The organism is Roseomonas populi, assembly GCF_024594815.1.
In the GTDB taxonomy this organism is placed as follows: domain Bacteria; phylum Pseudomonadota; class Alphaproteobacteria; order Acetobacterales; family Acetobacteraceae; genus Roseomonas; species Roseomonas populi.
Genome location: NZ_JANJOU010000012.1, coordinates 60,753 through 80,674, shown reverse-complemented (window position 1 = coordinate 80,674; position 19,922 = coordinate 60,753). Strand labels below are relative to the sequence as shown.

19 protein-coding genes are annotated in these 19,922 nt (G+C 74.3%); 7 read left to right on the top strand and 12 right to left on the bottom strand.

The features are described from left to right. Window positions 1-69 precede the first annotated feature (69 nt). The 8 genes from NRP21_RS15380 to NRP21_RS15345 form a co-directional block, all read right to left on the bottom strand. Entirely contained in the window at window positions 70-2,472 is a 2,403-nt protein-coding gene (locus NRP21_RS15380) for an LPS-assembly protein LptD (protein ID WP_257717103.1), read from the bottom strand. Beyond that, entirely contained in the window at window positions 2,469-3,608 is a 1,140-nt protein-coding gene (gene lptG, locus NRP21_RS15375) for an LPS export ABC transporter permease LptG (RefSeq protein WP_308219901.1), read from the bottom strand. Before lptG ends, NRP21_RS15380 begins: the two co-directional genes overlap by 4 nt. Next, the gene (gene lptF / locus NRP21_RS15370; protein WP_257717102.1) at window positions 3,605-4,798 is read right to left on the bottom strand and encodes an LPS export ABC transporter permease LptF; all 1,194 of its coding nucleotides are present in this window, start codon (window positions 4,796-4,798) and stop codon (window positions 3,605-3,607) included. The genes lptG and lptF overlap by 4 nt, the downstream gene beginning before the upstream one ends. Before the next feature lie 230 nt (window positions 4,799-5,028). Then, window positions 5,029-5,844 carry a serine protease gene (locus NRP21_RS15365; protein ID WP_257717101.1) on the bottom strand — a complete coding sequence of 272 codons (816 nt, stop codon included), beginning with the start codon at window positions 5,842-5,844 and terminating at the stop codon, window positions 5,029-5,031. Further along, entirely contained in the window at window positions 5,844-7,310 is a 1,467-nt protein-coding gene (locus NRP21_RS15360; RefSeq protein ID WP_408639633.1) for an FAD-binding oxidoreductase, read from the bottom strand. Before NRP21_RS15360 ends, NRP21_RS15365 begins: the two co-directional genes overlap by 1 nt. A gap of 81 nt (window positions 7,311-7,391) precedes the next feature. Continuing rightward, the gene (locus NRP21_RS15355; protein WP_257717100.1) at window positions 7,392-8,351 is read right to left on the bottom strand and encodes an L-threonylcarbamoyladenylate synthase; all 960 of its coding nucleotides are present in this window, start codon (window positions 8,349-8,351) and stop codon (window positions 7,392-7,394) included. Then, entirely contained in the window at window positions 8,348-9,112 is a 765-nt protein-coding gene (gene cysQ / locus NRP21_RS15350) for a 3'(2'),5'-bisphosphate nucleotidase CysQ (RefSeq protein WP_257717099.1), read from the bottom strand. Before cysQ ends, NRP21_RS15355 begins: the two co-directional genes overlap by 4 nt. A 44-nt stretch (window positions 9,113-9,156) precedes the next feature. Further along, window positions 9,157-9,906, bottom strand: a complete 750-nt coding sequence (locus tag NRP21_RS15345) for a metallophosphoesterase family protein (protein ID WP_257717098.1) — start codon at window positions 9,904-9,906, stop codon at window positions 9,157-9,159. A 99-nt stretch (window positions 9,907-10,005) separates the two neighbouring features. Between NRP21_RS15345 and NRP21_RS15340 the strand changes: the two genes are divergently transcribed. Then, a complete protein-coding gene (locus NRP21_RS15340; RefSeq protein WP_257717097.1) occupies window positions 10,006-10,152 on the top strand; it encodes a hypothetical protein in 147 nt (48 codons plus the stop codon). A 3-nt stretch (window positions 10,153-10,155) separates the two neighbouring features. Here the strand turns inward: NRP21_RS15340 and NRP21_RS15335 are convergent, their stop codons facing one another. Further along, entirely contained in the window at window positions 10,156-10,515 is a 360-nt protein-coding gene (locus tag NRP21_RS15335) for a VOC family protein (protein ID WP_257717096.1), read from the bottom strand. 56 nt (window positions 10,516-10,571) lie between these two features. Further along, complete coding sequence (locus NRP21_RS15330) at window positions 10,572-11,249, bottom strand: helix-turn-helix transcriptional regulator (protein WP_257717095.1); 678 nt, start codon at window positions 11,247-11,249, stop codon at window positions 10,572-10,574. A 90-nt stretch (window positions 11,250-11,339) separates the two neighbouring features. Between NRP21_RS15330 and NRP21_RS15325 the strand changes: the two genes are divergently transcribed. The 4 genes from NRP21_RS15325 (at window position 11,340) to NRP21_RS15310 (ending at window position 15,357) form a co-directional block, all read left to right on the top strand. Continuing rightward, window positions 11,340-13,061, top strand: coding sequence for a leucyl aminopeptidase (locus NRP21_RS15325; RefSeq protein ID WP_257717094.1), 1,722 nt, complete (start codon window positions 11,340-11,342; stop codon window positions 13,059-13,061). A 46-nt stretch (window positions 13,062-13,107) separates the two neighbouring features. After that, the gene (locus NRP21_RS15320) at window positions 13,108-14,604 is read left to right on the top strand and encodes a leucyl aminopeptidase family protein (RefSeq protein WP_257717093.1); all 1,497 of its coding nucleotides are present in this window, start codon (window positions 13,108-13,110) and stop codon (window positions 14,602-14,604) included. Further along, window positions 14,601-15,047 (top strand): DNA polymerase III subunit chi, encoded by a 447-nt coding sequence (locus NRP21_RS15315; protein WP_257717092.1) that lies wholly within the window; start codon window positions 14,601-14,603, stop codon window positions 15,045-15,047. The genes NRP21_RS15320 and NRP21_RS15315 overlap by 4 nt, the downstream gene beginning before the upstream one ends. Window positions 15,048-15,114: 67 nt before the next feature. Then, entirely contained in the window at window positions 15,115-15,357 is a 243-nt protein-coding gene (locus NRP21_RS15310) for a hypothetical protein (RefSeq protein ID WP_257717091.1), read from the top strand. A 186-nt stretch (window positions 15,358-15,543) separates the two neighbouring features. On the opposite strand, the gene NRP21_RS15305 is transcribed toward NRP21_RS15310, so the two are convergent. Beyond that, window positions 15,544-16,161: a PEP-CTERM sorting domain-containing protein gene (locus tag NRP21_RS15305; protein ID WP_257717090.1), complete on the bottom strand. Its 618-nt coding sequence runs from the start codon at window positions 16,159-16,161 to the stop codon at window positions 15,544-15,546. 182 nt (window positions 16,162-16,343) lie between these two features. On the opposite strand from NRP21_RS15305, the gene NRP21_RS15300 reads away from it, so the two are divergent. Beyond that, window positions 16,344-17,549, top strand: coding sequence for a DUF4336 domain-containing protein (locus tag NRP21_RS15300; RefSeq protein WP_257717089.1), 1,206 nt, complete (start codon window positions 16,344-16,346; stop codon window positions 17,547-17,549). Window position 17,550: 1 nt separating this feature from the next. Here NRP21_RS15300 and mutL read toward each other — a convergent pair whose 3' ends face one another. Next, the gene (gene mutL, locus NRP21_RS15295) at window positions 17,551-19,404 is read right to left on the bottom strand and encodes a DNA mismatch repair endonuclease MutL (protein WP_257717088.1); all 1,854 of its coding nucleotides are present in this window, start codon (window positions 19,402-19,404) and stop codon (window positions 17,551-17,553) included. A gap of 125 nt (window positions 19,405-19,529) precedes the next feature. On the opposite strand from mutL, the gene NRP21_RS15290 reads away from it, so the two are divergent. Continuing rightward, the gene (locus tag NRP21_RS15290; RefSeq protein ID WP_257717087.1) at window positions 19,530-19,898 is read left to right on the top strand and encodes a DUF2946 family protein; all 369 of its coding nucleotides are present in this window, start codon (window positions 19,530-19,532) and stop codon (window positions 19,896-19,898) included. Window positions 19,899-19,922: the final 24 nt, after the last annotated feature.

The window sequence follows — 19,922 nt, the reverse complement described above, 5'->3', positions numbered from 1 at the left end:
GCACGGCGTGGCATTTCGTTTCTGTGGGCGCCCTGAAGGCATCCCTTGAGGGCATTCACAGCGCAGGGCTCACAGGGCCCGGGCCGAGAAGTCGCCCACCGTCTTCAGCGAGATGCGGAAGATCAGGGTGGTGGCACCGGGATAGGTGGTGCCCGTGACCGCGTTCTCCGCCAGGGAACGGAAGAAGCGCCCCTCGAGGATGAAGCACTCATCCTCGTAGGCCGCGCTCGTGCCGTAGGAGACGCCGCGGTCCAGCTCCAGGTCGTAGCGCCCGAAGGCGCTGGCGCGCCAGTACTTGCCGAACCGCGTGCTCGCCCCCGCATAGACCTCGCGCGTGTAGCGGGAGGGCGACTGGAGGGGGTTGGGGATGTGGTAGATGTAGCCCGTGGTCAGCCGCGTGCGCGGCAGGCCGATCGGGTCCAGCCCGAAGCCCGCGGCGGTGTCGATCATCCGCCGGTCCCCCGTGTCCCCGTCGAAGCGCCCGCGGGCGGTCAGGTCGAGCCAGGGGGTGGGGGCGACCGTGACCCGCCCCACCCAGTCCGAGGCGCGCTTCTCCAGCCCGGAATTCTCCGTGAACAGCGCCTCGTCCGAGGCCCGGAAGGACCGCCCGGCGAGGCCTTCCAGCGAGCCGCCATTGGGGAAGAACCAGGCGCCCCGCATCGCCGCGTCCACCCGCGTCCCACCCTCCTGCCGGTCCCGCCCGTTGAAGCGGTTGAGGGAGAAGAGGTTCGTGTCCGTGAACTCGAAGTCCAGGCTCTCCTCGTTCGGGATCCGCGTCTGTCGCCCGGTATTCGGCCCCGTCACCAGCTGCACCCGCGGCTCGATGAGCTGGCTGCCCAGGCTCCCGGCGGAGCGCACCAGGGGCAGCCGCCAGTCCAGCGCCACGCGGATGTTGCCGGTGGCCGTCGTCACGCTGCTGACATCGCTGAAGTTCGGCACCTGGTCCAGCTTGTCGGCGTTGTAGCCCAGCCCGTCCGCCTGCATGCGGAAGGTCCACTGCGCGCCCAGCCCGTCCGTGCGCGGCAGCTCGTAGCGCAGCCGCGTGCCGGCCCGGCGGGTCCGCGTGCCCTCGCTGCGGTAGATCGAGAAGGCGGTGGCGTCCGCCACCAGCGTGCCGCCCAGCGAATCCCGCCCGAACACGTGCTCGTAGTACAGGTTCGGCAGCACGAAGGGCGTGCGCCCCACGTCGTCCGTCTCGCGCAGGCCCTGGAAGGCCAGGGCGTTGATCCGGGCGTAGCTGTTGTAGCCCCAGTACCCTTCAGCATAGGCGGTGCTCGCCAGCACCGCCGGGGAGGGTAGCCGGAAGGAGCGCAGGTAGGTCTGGCTGGAGGCCCGGTTGATGCTGAAGCCGGCGTTCCAGTTCTCGTCGATCGTGAAGTTCCCGCGGGAGAAGATGCTGCCGCCAAGCCCCTTCTCCGGGCTGTTGCCCCGCTCCTCCAGATAGGCGGCGGAGGCCGCGATGTTCACCTCGCCGAAGTTGAAGCGCTGCCGGTACACGCCGTGCGCGAAGGGCGCGGTGTTCGTGGTCACCACCGGGGTTACGGTCAGGTCGCTCGAATCGTTGATCGCCCAGTAGTAGGGCGTCTCCAGGAAGCCGCCGAGGTACTTCGTCTGCCCGAAGGAGGGCGAGAGGAAGCCCGAGGACCGCGGCGTGGAGGGGTCCGGCATGGACATGTAGGGGGTGTAGAAGGCCGGCACCCCGCTGAAGTCCACGGTCGCGTCGCGGAAACGGATGCGCCGCGCCTCCCCGTCCTGCGTCGCCAGGCGGGAGCGGAGCTGCCACAGCGGCGGCTCCATCGGGTTCTCCTCGCAGAGATCGCAGGAGGAGTACACGACGCGGGACAGGTCCATCACCACCGCCCCGCCCTCCAGCGTGCGGCGCCGGGCGCCGTTGGCGGCCAGGCGGCCGTTCTGCGCCAGGAGCCCGCGCAGCCCCTCCACGATGGCGTCCCGCATGCCGCCCTGCAGCTCCGCCCGCTCGGCGAACAGGACCTGCCCGTCCGCTTCCAGCAGCTGCACGTTGCCCTCAGCGGTGGAGACGCCGGTGTCGCGGTCGTAGGTGAAGCGGTCGGCGCGCAGGATGCGCTCGTTCTGCCAGGCCTCCACATGGCCCCTGGCGGTCACCCGGTTCTCGTTCTGGTCGTACTCCACCTCGTCGGCCGTGAAGGTCACGGGCGCGCTGCGGTCCACCGGCGCCACGCCGCCGCGCAGCACGCCGGCCGTGGTGGGGGCCGCCGGGCCGGCGGGCGAGGACGGGGTGCCGCGCGCCCCGCCCGGCCCGACCCCGGAACCGAGCTGGTCCGGCCGGATGTCCATCGGCCCGCCCTGCGCCGCGGCGGGCACGGGAAGGGCCGCCGGGATGACGAGCGTGGCCGCCAGCGCCACGCCGCCGAGCAGCCGCGCGCGGCGGGACACCGCGCGGCCCGGCATCCGCCCCCGGGAGCCCCACTTGCCTCCGGTCACGTCGGTCATCCGTCCTCCAGGTGAAGCAGCAGCGCGACCGCGCACATCAGGCCGGCCATGGCGGGCGCCCAGGCGGCCAGGACCACGGGCAGCGTGCCCGTCTCGCCGAACTCGCCCGTCACGCGGTCCAGCAGGAACAGGGCGAAGCCCGCCGCCACGCCCGCCCCCAGCATCTGGGCGACGCCGCCCTTGCGGGCCTCGCGCATCGAGAATCCGGCGGAGAGAAGGGCCATGGCGACCGCCAGCATGGGCAGGGCCAGCAAGGAATGGAACTGCAGCCGGTGCCGAACCGCCGAGAAGCCCGAATTCTCCAGCACGGCGATGAAGTCCGGCAACACCCAGAAGGAGAGGGTGTCGGGGCTGGCGAAGCTGTCCTCGATCCGCTCGGGCGTCAGCTCCGTGGGGAAGCGGACCGTGCGGGCGGGGCTGGCCTGCCGGTCGGGCCCGAAGGCGATGGCATCCTCCAGCACCCAGGCGCCGTTCGTCAGTGCCGCCCGCGGCGCCTCCACCCGCCCGAGGAAGCGGTCCCCGGAGGAGATGCGCCAGAGCGAAACCTCCTCCAGCCCGAAGAAGCCCGGCGTTCCGCCGGTCCCGGGCGCGCCGCCGCTGCCAGGTGCCACCGGCCGGCCGGTGAGGATGGCCACCCCCTGCGGATCCAGCTCCCGGTCCGCCTGGCGCAGCCAGAGCCGCCCGCCCGCCAACGCGCTGGTGCCGGACTGGTTCCGCAGCACCGCCGCGTCCAGCCGCTCCGCCCGCGCCAGCATGGCGGCCGAAAGGGGGGAGAGGCCGGCCGTGGCCCCCGCGCCGATCAGCGTGGCCACGATCACCGGCCCCGTCAGGAAGCCCCAGGCGGAGATCCCCGCCGCCCGCGCCACCACCAGCTCCGAGGAGCGGGCCAGGCGCCAGAAGGCCAGGATCCCCCCCAGCAGGATGGCGAAGGGCAGCACCTGCGTGGCCACGAAGGGCACGCGCAGCCCCGCGATGGTGGCCACGGTCGCAAAGCCCACCTCGCGCGTGGCGGCGCGGCGCAGCAGTTCGATGAAGTCGAACAGCGCCACCAGCCCTGTCAGCGCCGCCAGCATGACGAGGCACATGACGAAGAAGCGGCGGGCGACGTAGAGCCCGAAGGTGAAGGGAAAGGTCACTCCGCGGCGGCCCCTCGGGGCAGCACGATTCCCGCCGGCCGGGCCGCGGGCATGGGCGGGGCGCGGCGCGGCCAGCCCGGCGCGCCGGAGAGCACCCAGGCCGCCGTCAGCCCCGGCCCGATCGCGTGGATCCAGATCAGCGGGATGAAGCGGTTGTCTCGCGCGGCCAGGTTCCCCACGGCCAGCCCCAGGGCCAGCAGCCCCACCACCGCGCCCACCGCCACCATCGCGGTCATGCCCCCGCCATGGCGCCGGAAGGCGCTGGCCAGCGCCGCCGCCAGCCCCACCATCGCGAAGGACAGGGCGGTGAAGGGCGAGGCGAGGCGGCCATGCCCCTCCGCCCGGAACTTGCGGATGTCCCGCTCCTGCAGCCCCTCCTCGGGGTTGGGGTTCAGCAGCTCGCCCACGAAGCGCTCCCGGCTGTCGCGGTTCCGGGAATCCTCGGTCCGGTTGCTGCGGGCCAGGTCCACGCTGTTCTCCCCGAAGGCGAGGACCGTGAGGCGTGGCTGCGCCGGGGTTCCCGGCGGGGAATTCGGCGGCACGGCCCGCTCCATCTGCTGGCGCTGGCCGTTCAGCAGGATCACGCGCGGCCCGTTGTTGCTCGGCAGGATCACCCCGCGCTCCGCCAGGATGGTCACGGGCGCCCCGGGCTCACGCATGTCGTGGATCAGGATGCCGCGCAGGGTCCCGTCCCGCTCCCTCGCCCGCGCATAGACGGTCAGGTCACTGGAGACGCTGCTGAACACCCCCTCCTGCACGAGGATGGCGGCCATCTGATTGCGGATCTCGTACTGCCACTCCCGGAAGGCGGCGTGGGAGATCGGCACCAGCCAGGTCTGCAGCACCAGCCCCACCACGGTCGCCAGGGTGGCCACGAGCAGGGCCGGCCGCGCCAGCCGCCAGTCGGACAGCCCGGCCGCCCGCATCACCACAAGCTCCCGGTCCGAGGAGAGGCGGACATAGGTGAAGAGCGTCACCACGAAGGTCGTGATGGGCAGGATCACCGCGAAGAAGGAGGGCAGCAGCAGCCCCGTCAGTTCCAGGAAGACGGCGAAGGACAGGCCGCGGTCCAGCACCAGCTCGATGAAGCGGAGCGACTGGGTCAGCCAGATCAGCGCCGCCAGCCCGACCGTGACGGCCAGGAGGGAAAGGGCGATCTGCTTCGAGATGTAGCGCGTGACGCGGCTCATGGGGCGCGCAAACTATCCATCCGTCCATCCCGGGGCAAATGGCCTGATGTGACGAAGGGCGGCGCCCGCCCCCCTCACCATCATCTTTTTCTATCTGCTTGAAATAATTTACTTCACGGCACGCCCCGAACCCAGGTCCCGGGGCGACCGCGAGGGCAGGAAAGGGGAAGTCCCCACGGGGACATCGCGTCAGGACGGCGCAGCGGCAGCCCGATGCAGGTCCAAGAGGCTCAGCCTCCTGGCGGGGGTTCAAGGGGGCGGAGCCCCCTGGGGGCTCCACTGGGGCTCCCGCTGGGGCCGGACAGGTCCGCCACCCCCTCCGCCCCCAGGAAGGTCCGGATGGTGCTGGCGGGAACGATGCGGGAGTGGTCGGGCGTGGAATCCGGCCGGTGGCTGACGATGCCCAGCAGGCAGTTCGTATCCGGGTCGAAGACCCCCGCCCCGGACTCCCCCTCGGCCATGGGCAGGGCGATGTCGGCATAGGCGCCGTCCGCCTTCCGGGTCTCCGGCACCATCGCCCCCGCCTTCGCCAGCCCCTGCTGGGAGGAGGAGGAGATCCGCACGGCCTGCCCCGGCGCCGGCCCCGCCCCGCAGGGCCGCGCCGCGGGCCCGGGCGGGCTGGCTGAGGCCTGGAGCAGCGCCAGGTCCTCCCCCCCCTTGTAGAGGGGCCCCACGCCGGGCTCCAGATAACCCTCCCCCACCCGCAGGGGCCGCACGGCCAGGGTACGGCCGGCGTAGCGCACGGTGGTGGGGATGGGGGTGCCCCCGCAGTGGCGCAGGCGCGGCACGATGCCATCCACCAGATGCGCCGCCGTCAGGAAACGCCCATCCCCGAGATAGACGGCGTTGCCCCGCAGGGGGCAGCCGGGCGCGTGCCCGCCGCGCAGCTCCGCGCGGAAGGCATCGGGCAGGTCGGGCAGGCGCTCGCCCGGCTCCGGCGTCCGGGTCGGCGTGCTCTCCGTCCAGGGCCGCGGCGCCCGCTCCGCGCAGGCGGAAAGAAGAAGGGCGACCAGGCTGGCCGCCCCGAACGCCGTGGCGATGCGCATCAGGCCGGCAGCACCTTGCCGGGGTTCAGAAGCCCCTTGGGGTCCAGCGCCGCCTTGATCCGCAGCATCGCCCCCAGCTCCGCTCCCCCGCGCCAGTCGGCCAGCATGTCCGGCTTCAGCCGGCCGATGCCGTGCTCCGCGCTGAAGGAGCCGTCCAGCTCCCGCACGATGGCGTTCACGCAGTCCATAATGTCGTGGGATCGCGCCAGGAACTCGGCGGGATCCATCCCCTCCGGCTGCTCCAGGTTCATGTGGATGTTGCCGTCGCCCATATGGCCGAAGGGCACGGGGCGGCTGCCCGGGATCAGTTCCCGCAGCGCATCGCTGCAGCGGCGGATCATCTCCGGCACCTTGGAGACGGGCACGGAGACGTCGTTCTTCACGCTCGCCCCTTCCCGCTTCTGCGCCTCCGGGTGCTCCTCGCGCAGGCGCCAGATGGCGTGGCGCTGGGCCTCGCTCTCGGCCAGGGCCGCGTCCAGCACCTCGCCCGCGTCCAGCGCCTCCTCCAGCACCGCCTCCATCAGCCCGCGCAGGTCGGCGTCGGGGCGGGAGGAGGCAAGGTCCACCAGCACGTAGTGGTCGGCCCGCTCGGAGAGCGGCAGGGTCGCCCCCTCGATGTGCTTCAGGGCGAAGTCCATCCCCGTGCCGGACATGTACTCGAAGGCCCGCACCGCGGTCTCGTCCCGGTCCCGGAAGCGGCGGAACAGGGAGAGGGCGGCATCCTCGCTCTCCACGGCGCAGAGGGCGATCGCCTCCGCCCGCGGGCGTGGAAACAGCCGCAGCACCGCGGCCGTGATGATCCCCAGCGAACCCTCCGCCCCCACCATCAGGTGGCGCAGCGCGTAACCCGTGTTGTCTTTCCGCAGCCGCCGCAGCCCGTTGATCACGCCGCCATCGGGCAGCACGATCTCCAGCCCCAGCATCAGCTCCCGCGCATTGCCATAGCGGACCGTGGTGTTGCCCCCGGCATTGGTGGAGAGCACGCCGCCGATCGTCGCCGTGCCCTCGGCGCCGAGGGAGAGGGGGAACAGGCACCCCGCCCCCGCCGCCGCGTCCTGCGCCGTCTTCAGCACCACCCCCGCCTCGGCCACCATCGTCATGTCCACGGGGTCGATGTCGCGGATCCGGTTCATGCGGGACAGCGACAGGATCACCTGCCGCCCGCTCTCGTCCGGCATGGCCCCGCCGACCATGGAGGTGTTCCCGCCCTGCGGCACCACCGGGATGTCCGCGTCGTAGAGCAGCTTCAGCGCCGCCGAGAGCTCCTCGGTGGAGGCCGGCCGGATCAGCGCCGGGGAGGCGCCGCGATAGAGGCCGCGCCAGTCCGACAGGTGCGGCTCCAGGTCCGCGGGATCGGTGATGATGCCGCGCGGGCCGAGGATGGCCCGCAGCGCCGCCATCAGCGGCTCGGCGAGGGGGGCGACCTCGTGGGGCATGGCGGTTCGGGGCGGGATCGTATCGGGCATGGCAGGGGGACCAAACGCCGCCCCGGGGGGCCGGGTCAAGGGCGGATACAGCCTGTATCGAAGCCGGCCCGCCGGCCCCCTTCAGCGCGGCGCCGCCGCCCGCCGCAGGCGGTCGTTCACCGCCTCCCCCAGCCCATCCTCCGGCACCGGCATCGCCGCGATCCCCCGCAGCCCCAGCCGCGCCCCCTCCGCGTCCAGCCAGCGCAATCCGGCGAAGAGCCGCGCCGCCGCCTCCGTCGGATCCCCGGCCTCCGAGAGGTTCCACACGGCCCCCGCCCCCGGCGGCGGCGCCCCGAAGGCCAGCAGCCCCTCATCCGCCGCCGCGGACCGTGCCCCCAGCCGCACCGGCAGCCCCGGCGCGTAGTGGGAGAGCATCATCCCCGGGGATCGCAGCGTCGCCGGCTCCGCCGCCTCGGGCCGCGCCACGGGGCCGAGCACCTCCTCCAGCGCCGCCACCGTCAGCCCGCCCGGCCGCAGCAGCAGCGGCGCGGGGCCGGAAAGGTCCAGCACCGTGCTCTCCACCCCCACCGCGCAGGGCCCGCCATCCAGCACCGCCGCGATCCGCCCGGAGAGCCCGGCCAGAACGTGCTCCGCCGTCGTCGGGGACACGCCGCCCGAACGGTTGGCCGATGGCGCGGCCAGGGGCACCCCCGCCGCCCGCAGCAGCTCCAGCGCCAGCGGGTGCGCGGGCACCCGCACCGCCAGCGTATCCAGCCCCGCCCCCGTCAGGTGGTCGATCCGGCTTTCCGCCCGGCGCGGCAGCACCAGGGTCAGCGGCCCCGGCCAGAAGCGCGCCGCCAGCGCCCTTGCCCGGTCGTCCGGCACCACCTCGGCGAAGGCCGCCTGCGCATCGGGGAAGTGGGAGATCAGCGGGTTGAAGCTCGGCCGCCCCTTGGCCGCGTAGATCGCCGCCACGGCCCGCCCGTTCCGCGCATCGGCGCCCAGGCCGTAAACCGTCTCCGTCGGGAAGGCGACCAGCTCCCCCGCGCGCAGCAGCTCCCCCGCCCGCGCCACCTCTCCCGCGCGCAGAGACAGGGTCATGCCGCACCCAGGGCCAGGAAGGCATGGTTCTCGAATTCCGCCTTCCCGTAGCGCAGCGGCGCCCCCTCGAAGGACACCACGCGGCCGCCCGCCGCCTCCAGCACCGCCTGGGGCGCGGCCGTGTCCCACTCCATCGTGCGCCCGAAGCGCGGGTAGAGGTCCCCCGCCCCCTCTGCCAGGCGGCAGAACTTCACGGCGGAGCCAATCTTCTGGACCTCCGCGACGCGCCGCCCGTCCAGGAACCGGTCCAGCCGGGGGTCGTCGGAATAGTGGCGGGAGGCCAGGACCGTCGCCCCCGCCTCCGGGATGCGCCGCGCCCGGATCGCCCGCTGCCCGGCCGCGTCCCGCTTCCAGGCCAGCCCGGCCGGCACGATCCCGCCGAAGATCTCCATGCTCGCCGGCACCGCCACGGCGCCGAGATGCGCCCGATCCCCCTGCACCAACCCGATATTGACCGTGAAGCTGTCCCGCCCCGCCGCGAATTCCCGGGTGCCGTCCAGCGGGTCCACCAGCCAGTAGCGGTCCGCCAGCGCCGTCACGAGGCCCGCCGCCACCTCCTCCTCCGCCACCACGGGGATGTCCGGGGTGGCCGCGCGCAGCCCCTCCACGATCAGCGCCTCCGCCACCCGGTCCGCCTCCGTCACGGGGGATTCGTCGGTCTTGCGCTCCACGGCGAAGCCGGCGGCGCGGATGGCGTTGATGGCGTGGGCGGCGCGCTCGGCAAGTTCTGCCGCGAGGGCGAGAAGGTCTTCGTCGGTCATCGCCCGGCAATAGCGGCGGGGCGCCCCGAAGGGCACCCCTTCCGTCACCCCGCCCCCGCGCGCGCCAGCACCCGCCCCGTCCGCACGGCGTGCGCGGCCTCCGGCCGCCCGTTCGCCTCCGCCTGCCGCGCCGCCCCCTCCCAGTCATAGGGCACGGCGCGCAGCTCCACCGCCCAGCCCGCCGCGCCGCGCGTCAGCAGGGCGTAGCGCGCGTGCGGGCTGCCCGCCTCCATCGCGTGCGGCACCGGCGCGGTGTCGCGATAGGCGGGGAAGCCGACGCTGCCGGGGTTCACAACCAGCACGCCCCGCACCCACACCGCGCGCTGGGTATGCGTGTGCCCGCAGAGCACCAGCCCCGCCTCCTCGATCCCCGCCAGCTTCGGCGCGATGGCGTCCTCCGCCGCCAGCACGGCGCGGCCGGAGGAGACGTCCTCCAGCAGGTAGTCCAGGTCGCCCCCGGCGGGGCTGCCATGACAGGCGAAGACAGCCCCATCGAGCAGCGAGAGGGTCTTCGGCAGCCCCGTGATCCAGTCCCGGTGCGCGGCGCTCAGGCACCCCCGCGCGAAGATGTCGGACGGCCCGCCGCCGCTCAGCACCTGCCGCTCGTGGTTCCCCGCGAGCGTCGGGCAGCCCAGCGCCATTTGCGCCTCCGCGGCGCCCGCCGGATCGAAGGGGCCGGAAACGAGGTCGCCAAGGTTCACCACCAGGTCCGGCGCCGCCGCGCGGATGTCCTCCAGCACCGCTTCCAGCGCGAGGCGGTTTCCGTGGGCATCGGCAATGGCGGCGATTCGCATGGGTGCAGCCTGGGGCGCCCCGCCCTGTCCCTCCAGCCCCGTCAGGGAATCGTCAGCTTTCACAGATACGTGAGAAGGCCCGCACTCGAAGTCCACGCCATGCCGATGCCAGCCTGCCCCATCCGCTCCGCCCTGCTCTCCCGAGCGCCGACGCCAGCCAAGCCCTGGCTCGCCCGGCTGACGCGGGACGTGGCGCTCTGGCTCCGCGCCCCCGCCGGCAACCGGCCGGACTGGGGCACGCGCTGAAGCTTACCCATCGGCCAGGCGGTAGGCCCGCAGCCGGTGCCCGTCCGGGTCCAGGGCCACGGCGCTGCGGCCGAAATCCAGGTCCCTCGGCGGCATCAGCACCCGTAGCCCCTGCGCCACCCACGCCGCGTGGGTGGCGTCCACATCCTCCACAGTGAAGGCCAGCTCCGCCGCGCCAGCCACGGCCTCCGGCGCAGGCTCCACCGTGCGGCGCGACCAGAGCGCGATCCGCCCGCCCGGCGTGACGAAGAGGGCGAAGGTCGGCGAGGCCTCCACCGGCTCGCGCCCGAGGAGCGCGGCGTAGAAGGCGGCACTCGCCTCCGGGCTGTCCACGAGGAGGATGGTGAGGCTGAGGTCGAGCATGGCGCGGGGTCTCCGTGTTGCCCGCCCCTTCTCGCGCCCTGGCGCGACAGTTCCTGTCAGGAGCCCTCCATCTCCTGCGTCGCCCGCCACGCCGCCAGCAGCGCGCGGCGGCGGCGGGGGTAGCGCCCGCCCTCCGGCACGGCGGCGGCGATCCGGTCCAGGCGGAAGTGGCGGAAGTCCCGCCGCGTCTCGCACCAGGCCACCAGAACCTCGGCCGTCTCGAAGAAGCCGATCCCGACCGGCCAGACCACGCGATCCGTCCGCGCCGCCTTCCCATCCATATAGTCCAGCCGCAGCCGCTGCTCCGCCGCGATCGCCCGGCGCAGAACCGCCAGGTGCGGCGCCTCCCGCGCTGGGCCGGCCATCAGCCCGCTCGCGGCCGCCTCCTCCGCGGCCTCCGGCGGCAGCACGGCCTCGATCTTCGCCAGCGCGCCCGCCGCCGCCGCCTCCAGCTCCCTGCCGCCCCGCCGCGCGACCAGCCGCAGCCCGAGCATCAGCGCGTCCACCTCGTCCTCCGTGAAGGAGAGCGGCGGCAGGAAGAAGCCGGGGCGCAGCACGTAGCCGATCCCCGCCTCCCCCTCGATCCGCGCGCCCTGCGCCTGGAGGGTGGCGACGTCGCGGTAGATGCTGCGCGCGGAAACGCCCAGCTCCTCCGCCAGCGCCGCGGCGGTCACGGGGCGCCGCCGCCGGCGCAGCGCCTGGAGCAGCTCAAGCAGGCGGGCGGCGCGGGACATGGTGACCATCCGGTGGCGAGAGCGCGGGGGCCGCCATGGCGCTTCGCGCCCCGGATGCTATCTCTGGAGGGTTCGGTACCGGAATCCCCCATGCTCGACATCGCCTTCGCCAAGCCCACCCTGCCCGAGAGCGGCGCCCTGGTCCTTCCCCTCGCCGAGGACGACCTGGGCGGCGGCCTCGTGGCCGAGTGGGACCGGCTGCTGGGCGGGCACCTCGCGCGCGGGATCTCGGCGGCGGAGTTCAAGGGCCGCAAGGGGCAGAGCGCGACCCTCTATGCCCCGGGCGGCGGCCTCTCCCGCCTCGTCCTCATCGGCCTGGGCAAGCGCGACGCGCTGGACGCCACCGCGGCGGAGGCGGCGGGCGGCGCGGCCGTCACCGCCCTCGGCAAGGAGAGTCTCGCCGCCATCGACGCCCGCGCCCTGTCCACGAATGGTGGCCCGTCCAGCGGCAAGGGGGCCGCGACACCCGCCGACATCGCCCTCGGCGCCGTGCTGCGCGCCTGGCGCTTCGACCGCTACCGCACCACGGAGAAGGCCGAGGACAAGCCGCGCCTGACCGGCGTGAAGGTGCTCTGCGAGGACCCCGCCGCCTCCCGCGCCGAGTGGTCCTCCCGCAAGGCGGTGGCCGAGGGCGTGTTCCTGACGCGGGAGCTGGTGAGCGAGCCCGCCAACATCCTCAACCCGCCGGAATTCGCCGACCGGCTGCGCAAGCTGGAGAAGCTCGGCGTGGAGGTCGAGGTCTTCGGGCAGAAGGACCTGGAGAAGCTCGGCTTCGGCTCCATGCTCTGCGTCTCCCAGGGATCCGCGCAGCCGCCGCGCATGGTGGTGATGCGCTGGAACGGCACGGACCAGAAGAAGAAGGACAGCAAGCCGCTGGCCTTCATCGGCAAGGGCGTGACCTTCGACACGGGCGGCATCTCCATCAAGCCTGCGGGCGGGATGGAGGACATGAAGTGGGACATGGCCGGCGCCGGCGTCGTCTCCGGCCTCATGGCGGCCCTCGCCGGGCGCAAGGCGAAGGTCGATGTCGTCGGCCTCGTCGGGCTGGTGGAGAACATGCCGTCCGGCACCGCCACCCGCCCGGGCGACGTCGTCACCTCCTATTCCGGCCAGACGATCGAGGTGATCAACACGGACGCGGAGGGCCGCCTCGTCCTCGCCGACGTGCTGTCCTACTGCAAGAAGCGCTTCGACCCCGCCTTCATGGTGAACCTGGCCACGCTGACGGGCGCGATCATCGTCGCGCTCGGCAACGAGCACGCCGGCCTCTTCTCCAACGATGACGGGCTCGCGCAGCGCATCCAGGAGGCCGGCAAGGCGGTGGGGGAACTGGCCTGGCGCATGCCGCTGGGCGATGCCTATGACCGCGCCATCCGCTCCGACATCGCGGACATGAAGAACGTGGGCGGCGGCCGCGCGGGCGGCTCCATCACCGCCGCCCAGTTCATCCAGCGTTTCGTGGATGGCTGCCCCTGGGCGCATCTGGACATCGCGGGCGTGGCCTGGAGCGGCAAGGACCAGCCCACCGTGCCGAAGGGCGCCACGGCCTGGGGCGTTCGCCTGCTGGACCGGATGGTGGCCGAGCACCACGAGGGCCGCAGCCTCGCCGCCGCCCCCGCGCCCGAGCCGGCCGAGGAGGAGACGGCGCTGGTGAGCGGCGCCGACAGTGCCTCCCCCGCCACCCTCTCCGAGGGAACGCCGGCCTCCGAGCCGCTGGTGCCCACGCCGGACGCCGTGACCCGCCCGGCGGAATCCGGCGCCCCTGTCCCGCGCGCGCCCCGCCGCCCGGCCACGCGCCGGCCGCGCCGCTAGGGCGTGAACGGCGCGCCCGAAGCCCCCGCCCGATGCTGAGGCCGGCATGCTGAAGCTCCGCCTCGCCGAATTGCCTGATGCCCGGGCGGAGGGTGGCGCCCCCCTCGCCCTTCCGGTCCGGCCCGGGGCGGCGCTGCCGGACCGCTACGCCGCCGCTGCCGCCGCGGCGGGCTTCGATCCCACCCGGGGCGAGGCGCTGCGCCTGGACGGCGCGCTGGGGGACCGCACCGCGTGGCTGATCGGCGTCGCCCCCGGCCCGATGGGGATGGAGGCCGCAGGCGCCCTGGCCGCCGCCTCCCTGGCCGCCGTTTCCCTGGCGGGAGAGGAGCGGTCGGGCGAGCGGCGCGGGGTGATCGACGCGCGCGGCCTGCCGCCCGGGGATGTCGCCGCCCTCGCGATCGGCGCGGGGATGCGCGCCCACCGCCTGCCCTTCTACGGCGCCACCCCGCCCCCCGCCCTGCGGCGGCTGGAATTGCTGGTGGAGGACGCGGCGGCGCACGAGCCGGGCATCGCCCGCGCGCGGGCGATGCTGCGCGGCGCCGGCCTGGCGCGGGACCTGGCGGCGGAGCCCGCCAACCGCCTCACGCCCCAGATCTTCGTCGAACGTCTCTGGGAACTGGAATCCCACGGGATCGAGGTGACCGTGCGCGGCCGCCGCTGGCTGGAGCGGCACGGCTATGGCGGGCTGCTCGCCGTCGGGCGCGGCTCCGCCCACCCGCCCCGGCTGGTGGAGCTGCGCTGGCCCGGGCATTCCGACGCGCCGCCCGTCGCCTTCGTCGGCAAGGGCATCACCTTCGACACGGGCGGCGTCTCCATCAAGGGCGCCGCCGGGATGGAGGCGATGAAGGCCGACATGGCCGGCGCCGCCGCCTGCGCGGGCGCGATCCTGGCCCTGGCCCTGCGCGACAGCCCCGCCCCGGCCACCGCCGTGCTCGCGATCGCGGAGAACATGACGGACGCCGATTCCTACCGCCCCGGCGACGTGCTCCGCATGGCCTCCGGCCTGACCGTGGAGGTGGTGGACACGGATGCGGAGGGGCGGCTGGTGCTGGCGGACGCCCTGCACCACGCGCGCGGCCTGAACCCGGCGGCCATCCTGGACCTCGCCACGCTCACGGGCAGCATCATCTCCGCCCTCGGCCACCACCGCGCCGGGCTGTTCGGCAACGACGACGCGCTGCGCGACGCGGCGATGGCGGCGGGCGAGGCGGTGGGCGAGCCGCTCTGGCCCATGCCCATCGGCCGCAGGCATCGCGAGGACCTGGCGAGCGAGATCGCCGACCTTCGCCACTGCCTGCCCCCGGGCGGGGGCGGGCCGGGCTGGGCGGGGAAGTTCCTGCCGGATGCCTGCCACGCCGCCGCCTTCCTGCGCGACTTCGCGGCGCCGGAAGGCGGAGGGACGGTTCCCTGGGCCCATCTGGACATCGCCGGCATGGACCTGCGGGAGGAGGGGCGCGAGGCCGGCTCCTACCCTCTCCCGCCCGGCCCCAGCGGCTACGGCGTGCGCCTGCTGGACCGGCTGGTGGCGGACCGCTTCGAATGACCGAGATCGGCTTCTACCACCTGACCCGCACGGCGCTGGAGGTGGCGCTGCCGAAGCTGCTCGGCCGCGTGCTCGCCACCGGCGGCCGTGCCGTGGTGCGGGTGGGCGGGCCGGAGCGACTGTCGGCGCTGGACGCCGCCCTCTGGACCTGCCCGGACCCGGACTGGCTGCCCCACGGCACCCCGGCCGCAGGCGATCCCGACCTGCAGCCGATCTGGCTGACGGTGGAGGACGACGCCCCCAACGGCGCCCGCCACCTTTTCCTGGCCGATGGCGCGGAGACGGCGCGGCCGGAGGCCTATGACCGGGTCTTCGACCTGTTCGACGGCAACGACCCCGCCGCGCTGGAGGCGGCACGGGACCGCTGGCGCCGGGCCCGCGCCGCCGGCCACGCCCTGACCTACTGGCAGCAGGGCCCGAACGGCTGGATGAAGCGCGAATAACCCGCGCCCGCCCTTGCCGCGCCCGCCCGGGCCTGCCACATCGCAGCGGCCCTCAGGAGCGCATTCCATGTCCGACGATACCCAGGCCACCGAGACCATGACGGTCGGCGCCCTGATCGCCGAGCTGCAGAAGCTCGATCCCTCCCGCCCCGTCGCGCTCGGCATCATGCTCGGCGGCGACGAGGGCGAGGAAGGCGAGATCGACATCTACGGCATCGACCTCATCGAGGAGATGGAGGCCGAGGACGGCTCCCCCGCCTATGTCATCGCCTGCGACCTGCGCGGCGTGGACGACGAGGAGGAGGGCTGAGCCCTCCGGGCAGCCGGCGGACCTCCCTCCCGCCCCCGGGACGGGGCCGTGACGGAGGCCGCGCGGCGCCCATCCGGCGCGCGACAGGCGCCGTGACCGACGCCCGCGGCGCCCCTGGCGCCGGGGCCATCGGGAACACCCCGCGGGAGAGCCGCGGCCCGTATCCGCCGCGCCGGATGCGGGACCTCAGGCGGCCATGCCCCGCCGCCTGACCCAGCCAAGGCCGATCAGCCCGGCGGAGAACAGCGCGAGACCTGCGGGCTCCGGCACGGTGACGATGCTGTAGCCCGTGATGGTGCACCCGAAGCGGCACCCGCCACCTCGATCGGAGGCGGTGGCCGCGAAGCCGAACGGGTCGCCGAGGGTGAAGCGGAAATCCGTCTCGGTGTTGTTGTAGGCGACAACGCCCGTCGGCAGCCCGCCGGGTGCGCTGGTGAGCCGCAGCTCGTAGCGCGGGGCGACCGCGCTGAAGGGCGGCGGGTTGAGGAATTCGTAGAGCGAGGCGGCCAGGCCGACGCCGCCGAAGCCCGTGGCGAACCGCATGTCCACCAGGCCGTCCACCCGGACCGGCGACGGCCCGAAGGAGCCGTCCACTACGAGCAGGTCCACCCCATCGGCGAAGGCCTGATCGGTCAGGACCAGGTAGCCCGAGCCGTAGACGCCCTGGAACGGGCCCTGCGGGCTGCCGGGGTTCTGCGCCCCGCCGGTCTGCACGAAGGTCACGATCCGGTCCGCCCTCGCCGGGGCCGCGCCGGTCCAGGCCGACAGGACAGCGGCGCCGATCGCGATGATCCAGGACTTCATGGCCGCTCTCCCGCTTCGCTGAGGTGTCCTCAGCGGGAGCAAGCCGCGGGCCATAACATAAAGCATTGTTAATGGGAGGGATTGCGCCCTCGCGCCTCCGGCGCCGTCAAGAACGCCGACATGGCGCATCCATCCCGCCCCCGGCTCGTTTGCGCGAGGGAAGCAGGACGGGACGCGCAGCCATGATTCCCACCCGGATCCACGGGATGATCGATTACGGCGTGGCCGCCCTGCTGGGCGGCCTCTCCACCCATCGCGGCCTGCACCCGGCGGCCCGGCGGGCGCTCGGCACGGCCAGCGCCTTCCACACCGGCTACGCGCTGGTCACGGATTACGAGGGCGGGGTGAAGCCGGCGCTCTCCATGCGCCAGCACCTCGCCCTGGACGCGCTGGGCGGCCTGGCCCTGGTCGGGCAGGGGCTGGCGCTGCGGCACGGCCCCTCCCGCAACCTGCTGGTCGGCCTCGGCCTCGCGGAACTGGCCGTGGTCGCCCTCAGCAGCGCCGAGCCGAAGCGCGGCCCGGGCCAGGGCTCAGGCCCGGTGGGGCGGCTGCTCGGGCGCGATGACGAGAGTCATGCGCGGCAGGTGGGCTACCCGCCGCTGGACGTGCCGAAGCCGGTCGCGCAGGACGTGTGGATCGTGGACAGCGTCATGCCGGGCGCGCCGATCGGCGTGCGGATGACGGTGGTCCGCCTGCCCGATGGCGGGCTCCTCCTGCACTCCCCCACCCCCTTCACCCTGGCGCTGAAGGCGGCGCTGGAGCGGATCGGGCCGATCCGCCACCTCGTGGCGCCCAATATCGCGCACTGGATGTTCCTGAAGGACTGGAAGCAGGCCTGCCCGGAGGCGGCGAGCTGGGCAGCCCCCGGGTTGCGGGAGCGCGGGCAGGTGCGCCGCAGCGGCGTGCGGCTGGACTACGATCTGGGCGAGACCCCGCCCGAATCCTGGGGCGGCGTGATCGAGGTGGTGGGCATCCCCGGCGCCATCGGCTTCCACGAGATGGCGATGTTCCACCGCCCCAGCCGCACGCTGATGATGACGGACCTGGTGATGAACCTGGAGCCCTCGAAGCTGCCTGCCCCCCTCCGCCCCATCGCCCGCCTCTTCGGCATCACGGCGCCGGACGGCATGCCGCCGCCCTATCTGCGCGCCGTGGTGAAGTGGCGCCACGCCGAGCTGGCCGAGGCCGCGGGGCGGCTGCTGGCCTGGCAGCCGGAGCGGGTGGTCTTCGCCCATGGCCGCTGGTTCGAGCGGAACGGGGCGGAGCACCTGCGCCGGTCGCTCCGCTGGGTCTGGACGGGGGGCTATCGCGAGCCGGAAGTCCGGCACGGGGTGGAGCCGCTGCTGGCGCATGAGGGGCACACGACGATCGCGATGGACCCGCTCTAGGTCACGTCCGCCCGAACATCCGCGCCAGATCCCCCGGCCCCAGCCGCAGGAAGGTCGGGCGCCCATGGGAGCAGGTGGCGGCGCGCGGCGTCGCCTCCATCTCCCGCAGCAGGGCCGCCATCTCCGGGGCGTTGAGCCGCCGCCCCGCGCGCACGCTCCCGTGGCAGGCCAGCCGCGCCACGGCGGCGTCCAGCCGGCGCTCCAGCGCCGTGCTCTCCTCCCATTCCGCCAGCTCGGCGGCGATGTCGGCCAGGATCGGCCCCGGCTCCGGCGTGCCGAGCAGGGCGGGCAGCGCGCGGACGAGGATGGCGCCCGGCCCGAAGGCCTCGATCTCGAGCCCCAGCCGCGCAAGGTCCTCCGCCCGCTCCGCCAGCCGCGCGGCGTCCCCCGCGGGCATGTCCACCACCGCCGGCAGCAGCAGGGGCTGGGACCGCACGCCCCCGGCCACGAGCTGGGCCGAGAGCCGTTCATGCGTCAGCCGCTCATGCGCCGCGTGCTGGTCCACCAGCACCAGCGCGCCGTCCGGCGCCTCTGACAGGACATAGGTATCGAGGATCTGCGCCAGCGGGCGGCCCAGCGGCCCCTCCCCCGTTCCATCCGGCAGGGGCGGCGCCTCGGCGGGCACGGAGAGGGCGCCGGGCGGCAGGGCGAAGCGCGGCTGGAAGGGCTGGGCCGGTGGCGGGGCGGTGAAAGCGAAGCCGGTCTCCGCGAAGCCGCGCGGGGCGGCGGGGGCGGAAGCGGCCGGCCAGGGGGCCGGGGCCAGCCCGTCCTCCAGAGCCTGCCCGGCGCGGCTAGGCCAGGCAGGATCGGGCGCCCCCTCCGGCGCCGCGCCGGCATCCCAGCCGCCGCGCGCCATCCCTACCCCGGCCCCGGTGCCGAGCGCCCGGCGCAGAGAGGCGATCAGCGCCCCGCGCACCCCGCCCGCGTCGCGGAAGCGCAGCTCCGTCTTCATGGGGTGCACGTTCACGTCCACCCGGTCCGGCGGGATCTCCAGGAACAGCGCGGCCACGGGGTAGCGCCCGGAGGCCAGCACGTCCCGGTAGGCCACGCGCAGCGCCGCGCGCAGCAGCGGGTCCTTCACCGGCCGCCGGTTCACTACGAGGTGCTGCTCGGCGGATGTCGCGCGGTGGTGCGTGGGCAGGGCCGCCAGCCCCTCCAGCACCAGATCCGGCCACTGTCCCTGCACGGCCACGCTGGCCGCCGCGAAATCCGGCCCCAGCAGGGCGGCGGCGCGGCCGGCTCGGTCCGCGGGGGGCAGGTCCAGTGCCGTGCGGCCCTCCACCGTCACGCGGAACCCCACCTCCGGCCAGGCCAGGGCCAGGCGGCGCACCGCTTCCACGGCGTGGGAGGCCTCGGTGCCCGGGGTCTTCATGAACTTGCGGCGGGCAGGCGTGGCGAAGAACAGGTCCCGCACCTCCACCCGCGTGCCCGGGGGGGCCGCGGCGGGCGCCACCTCCCCCACCCGGCCCGCCTCCACATGGATGGCGTGCGCCTCCCCCTCCCTCGGGCGCGAGGTGATCGTCAGGCGTGAGACGGCGCCGATCGAGGGCAGCGCCTCTCCCCGGAAGCCAAGGGTGGCGATGCGGAACAGCGTCTCCTCGTCCGGCAGCTTGGAGGTGGCATGGCGCTCGATGCAGAGCGCGAGGTCCTCGGGCCCCATGCCGCGCCCGTCATCCTCCACCACCAGGCGGTCGATACCCCCGCCCTCCAGCGTCACGGCGATGCGGCGGGCGCCGGCATCCAGCGCGTTCTCCACCAGTTCCTTCACGGCGGCAGCCGGGCGCTCCACCACCTCGCCGGCGGCGATGCGGTCCGCGGTGGTGGGGGGCAGGCGACGAATGACCGAGAGGCTCACGCCGGGAGGGATGGGGCTTCCGCAGCGCCGGCACAAGCCGCGGGGGGCGACCCTCTCTCATTTCCGTAAAGAAATGGTGAGTGATGCTGCTCCTTTTCCCGGACACATTCTGGTAACGGAAAGTTGTGCGCAGCCCTGTCACACGATTCGCGCGGTTCGTCGCGCTGCTGCTGCTCCTGCAATGGGTCGGGGCGGCGCTGCCGCACGCGCGCGCCCTGGCGGCACTGGCCAGCGCCACGCGGGTGGAGCTCTGCACGCACGAGGGCACGCGGACCGTCCTGCTGGACGATGAGGGGCGGCCCGTCCAGGCCGCGCCGGACCTCACCTGCTGCGACCTGCACGCCGCCCCGGCGGCGCTGGCGGCGCCGGAACCCGCCGTGCTGGCGCTGCGCCCCTCCCATCCCGCCCCGCCGCCGGAACCCACGCGGGCCGGGCTGCCGCCCCTTCCCCCGCGCGCCCCGCCGCAACAGCCACGGGCACCGCCCGCCGCCTGAACGCCATGCCCCCGCCGCCGCGCC

What these genes read in the sequence shown, in the direction of transcription:
- NRP21_RS15340 (WP_257717097.1), top strand. Translation starts at nt 10,006, where the DNA reads ATGCCGATGCCAGCCTGCCCCATCCGCTCCGCCCTGCTCTCCCGAGCG.
- lptF (WP_257717102.1), bottom strand. Translation starts at nt 4,798, where the DNA reads ATGAGCCGCGTCACGCGCTACATCTCGAAGCAGATCGCCCTTTCCCTC.
- NRP21_RS15365 (WP_257717101.1), bottom strand. Translation starts at nt 5,844, where the DNA reads ATGCGCATCGCCACGGCGTTCGGGGCGGCCAGCCTGGTCGCCCTTCTT.
- NRP21_RS15355 (WP_257717100.1), bottom strand. Translation starts at nt 8,351, where the DNA reads ATGACCCTGTCTCTGCGCGCGGGAGAGGTGGCGCGGGCGGGGGAGCTG.
- NRP21_RS15335 (WP_257717096.1), bottom strand. Translation starts at nt 10,515, where the DNA reads ATGCTCGACCTCAGCCTCACCATCCTCCTCGTGGACAGCCCGGAGGCG.
- NRP21_RS15330 (WP_257717095.1), bottom strand. Translation starts at nt 11,249, where the DNA reads ATGTCCCGCGCCGCCCGCCTGCTTGAGCTGCTCCAGGCGCTGCGCCGG.
- NRP21_RS15345 (WP_257717098.1), bottom strand. Translation starts at nt 9,906, where the DNA reads ATGCGAATCGCCGCCATTGCCGATGCCCACGGAAACCGCCTCGCGCTG.
- NRP21_RS15325 (WP_257717094.1), top strand. Translation starts at nt 11,340, where the DNA reads ATGCTCGACATCGCCTTCGCCAAGCCCACCCTGCCCGAGAGCGGCGCC.
- NRP21_RS15310 (WP_257717091.1), top strand. Translation starts at nt 15,115, where the DNA reads ATGTCCGACGATACCCAGGCCACCGAGACCATGACGGTCGGCGCCCTG.
- NRP21_RS15315 (WP_257717092.1), top strand. Translation starts at nt 14,601, where the DNA reads ATGACCGAGATCGGCTTCTACCACCTGACCCGCACGGCGCTGGAGGTG.
- cysQ (WP_257717099.1), bottom strand. Translation starts at nt 9,112, where the DNA reads ATGACCGACGAAGACCTTCTCGCCCTCGCGGCAGAACTTGCCGAGCGC.
- NRP21_RS15360 (WP_408639633.1), bottom strand. Translation starts at nt 7,310, where the DNA reads ATGCCCGATACGATCCCGCCCCGAACCGCCATGCCCCACGAGGTCGCC.
- NRP21_RS15305 (WP_257717090.1), bottom strand. Translation starts at nt 16,161, where the DNA reads ATGAAGTCCTGGATCATCGCGATCGGCGCCGCTGTCCTGTCGGCCTGG.
- NRP21_RS15380 (WP_257717103.1), bottom strand. Translation starts at nt 2,472, where the DNA reads ATGACCGACGTGACCGGAGGCAAGTGGGGCTCCCGGGGGCGGATGCCG.
- NRP21_RS15320 (WP_257717093.1), top strand. Translation starts at nt 13,108, where the DNA reads ATGCTGAAGCTCCGCCTCGCCGAATTGCCTGATGCCCGGGCGGAGGGT.
- NRP21_RS15300 (WP_257717089.1), top strand. Translation starts at nt 16,344, where the DNA reads ATGATTCCCACCCGGATCCACGGGATGATCGATTACGGCGTGGCCGCC.